Here is a 3,051-nt window from a genome sequence, read left to right as displayed (position 1 = left end):
TCATGACGCAGGGTACTGCGCGCGGGTTGGTGGGCGGCGCGCGCTAAATATGACGCTAGTGGGACACGGCATTTTCAATGACGTGTCCCACTAGGCTGCCTCCACGCCGCGGGCGAGTGCGGTCTCAACCAGCGCGATGGTGCGCTCGATGCCATAAAGCGCGATGAAGCCGCCGAAACGAGGGCCTTCAACCTGGCCGAGCAGAACCTGATACAGGCAATCGAACCAGGATTTGAGCGGCGCGAAGGGGTGGCGCTTGCCGATGGCGTAAACCAGATTCTGCAATTGCTCCGCCGGGGTTGCGCCGGGGTATTGCACCATCTCGTTCGCCTTCAGGCTTTCCGCAAGGTCGAGCAGCGCCCCGCGCTCCACGTCGCCCGGCGCGCGGAACTGCTTTTTGGGCGCCACGAAATCGCGGTTGTAGATGATGGCGTGATGCACCAGGCGGGCCAGGAAGGGGTAGGTCTCGGCGTTCGCGCCGGGGATATAGGCGCGGATGAAGCCCCAGAGCATCTCCGGACTGTCGGCGTTGATGACAGAGGCGAGGTTGAGCAGCATGGCGAAGCCGATGGGCGAGCCGGCGTGTTCGGGAAGTTCGCCGCCATGAATGTGCCAGGCCGGGTTTTCATGCGGCTTTTCCGCCGTGGGCAGCGCCGCCACGGCGGCGATGTAGTCATCTGTCGCGCGGGGGATGACATCAAAGAACAGGCGCTTGGCGCGCTGCGGCGCGTGATACATGAACTGGCCCAGGCTCTCCTTGGGCGCGTAGGTGAGCCATTGCTCGACCGAGAGGCCGTTGCCCTTGGATTTGGAGATTTTCTGGCCCTTGTCGTCCAGGAACAGCTCATAGGTGAGGCAGACAGGCGGCTCGGTGCCGAGCGCGCGCACGATGGCGGAGGAGAGCTTCACCGAGTCGATGAGGTCTTTGCCGGACATCTCGTAATCAACGTCCAGCGCGTGCCAGCGCATCGCCCAGTCGGCCTTCCATTGCAGCTTGGCGGCGCCGCCGGTGACCGCAGTCTCAAATTTCGTGTTGGTGTCCGGGTCGGTCCAGAACACGGTGCCGTGTTCAACGTCCACCTGATCAATCGGCACCTGCATGACGATGCCGGTGCGCGGGTGGATGGGCAAGATGGGCGAATAGCTGGCGCGGCGCTCCGGCCCGAGGCTGGGGCGGATGATCTCAACGATGGCATCATGATGCGCGAGCACATGCAGCAACGCGTTGTCGAACCGGCCGGAGGCGTAATAATCAGACGAGGAGGCGAATTCGAACTCGAAGCCGAACTCGTTCAAAAAATCCTGCAGCATGTTGTTGTTGTGTTCGCCGAAACTATCGAACTTGCCGAAGGGGTCGGGCACTTTGGTCAACGGCTTGCCGAGGTGGTGCTTGAGCATCTCCTTGTTGGGCACGTTGTCCGGGACTTTGCGCAGCCCGTCCATATCATCGGAAAACGCCAGCAGGCGCGAGGGCAGGCCGGTGAGATCCGTGAAGGCCTTGCGCACCCAGCTGGTGCGGGCGACCTCGCCGAAGGTGCCGATATGCGGCAGGCCGGACGGGCCGTAGCCGGTCTCGAACAACGCCTCGGTCTTGCCTTTTTGCTTCAGGCGCGCGGCGACACGTTCGGCTTCACGGAAGGGCCAGCTCGGCTGGGTAGAAATCTGTTCGCTCATAGCCCCGCTCTATGGTCAAAATTCCGCCGCGTCTATACGGAGAGCAATGCCTTTCCTGCCGGACTCCCCCGCCCTTGTTGCCGGTCATGGCCGCGCCGTGCTGCTGACGCACGATGGCGCGGCTGTGGAAGTAAAGCCGGGGCTTGTCGCCAAGCAGCTGGGCGGCGCGGTGCCGCTGCTGGTGCATGGCCCGGCGACGCTGAAGCGGCTTGGCAATCCAGCGGTGCAGGTGCTGGATTTGTTGGAGTTATTTGCCTTTGTGTGCCCGGCCCGCGGCTTGGCGCCGACCCCAGCCGGGCTGGCGCGCGCGCTGGAGATGGAGGTGCCGGAAACACTGGAGGACGGCGCGCGGCTGCTGGCGCCGATGGCCGAGGCGCTGCTGGCCAGGCTGGCGGCTGGCAAAAATGTGCCGGCGAACCAGGATGCCGCCGGGTTGGCGGCGCGGATGGGGGCAGCCGGCTGGGGCTGGGCGCCTTATGTGCTGGCGGCGCTGGGGCAGCCCGCCGCAAGGCCGGACGGCATGGCAATGCGGCTTTGGAAGCGCCTGCCGAAATGGGAGGAATCCGCCCCGCGCCCGCCGCCCTCGGCATTTGCGGTGACATCCGGGCAGGCGCGGGCGCGTCTGGCCACGCTGCTGGGGCCGGAGGCGGAGCAGCGCCCGGCGCAGGCGGATTATGCCTCGGCGGTGACGGCGGCATTCGAGCCGCGCCAAGCGGAGGGCCAGCCGCATGTGGTGCTGGCCGAGGCGGGCACGGGCACGGGCAAGACGCTGGGCTATCTGGCCCCCGCCAGCCTGTGGGCGCAGCAGAACAAGGGCGCGGTATGGGTTTCCACCTTTACACGGCATTTGCAGCGCCAGATCGAGCAGGAGGCGGGGCGGCTGCCGGACGGCACCAAGGTGGTGCTGCGCAAGGGGCGGGAGAACTACCTGTGCCTGCTCAATTTCGAGGACGCGATGGGCGTGGAGCGCTACGCCGTGCCGCTGGGGCTGGTGGCGCGCTGGGCGATGGCGAGCGCCGATGGCGATTTGTTCGGTGGCGACCTGCCGGGCTGGTTCGCGGAACTGTTCGGCCATAGCCTGCTGGCGCAGATCGCGGACCGGCGGGGCGAGTGCATCCACGCCGCCTGTCCGCATTTTTCCGCCTGCGTGATCGAGCGGGTGATCCGCAACGCGCGCGAGGCGGATCTGGTGATCGCCAACCACGCGCTGGTGATGGCGCAGGCCGTGTGGGGCGGGCTGGATGATGATTATGTGCCCACGCGCTATGTGTTCGACGAAGGGCACCATATTTTTGATGCCGCTGACAGCGCGTTCGCGGTGGAGCTTTCCGGCGCGGCGATGGCGGAGCTGCGGCGCTGGCTGCTGGGGGCGGAGGG

Annotated in this window: 1 protein-coding gene and 1 pseudogene; one reads left to right on the top strand and one right to left on the bottom strand. The window is 66.0% G+C overall.

The features are described 5' to 3' along the window. Positions 1–90: 90 nt before the first annotated feature. The gene (locus HKL97_RS02625; protein WP_291422552.1) at positions 91–1,674 is read right to left on the bottom strand and encodes a lysine--tRNA ligase; all 1,584 of its coding nucleotides are present in this window, start codon (positions 1,672–1,674) and stop codon (positions 91–93) included. Positions 1,675–1,720: 46 nt separating this feature from the next. Between HKL97_RS02625 and HKL97_RS02620 the strand changes: the two are divergent. Continuing rightward, positions 1,721–3,051: pseudogene (locus HKL97_RS02620) on the top strand (ATP-dependent DNA helicase); the annotation flags it as partial.

Origin of the sequence: Acidocella sp., from assembly GCF_013044125.1 — a bacterium.
In the GTDB taxonomy this organism is placed as follows: domain Bacteria; phylum Pseudomonadota; class Alphaproteobacteria; order Acetobacterales; family Acetobacteraceae; genus Acidocella.
The sequence above is the reverse complement of the archived record's forward strand: the minus strand, read 5'-3'. Positions and strand labels throughout refer to the sequence as shown.

Excerpts from the sequence above, each read along its gene's own strand:
- HKL97_RS02625 (WP_291422552.1), bottom strand. The coding sequence starts at position 1,674 with ATGAGCGAACAGATTTCTACCCAGCCGAGCTGGCCCTTCCGTGAAGCC.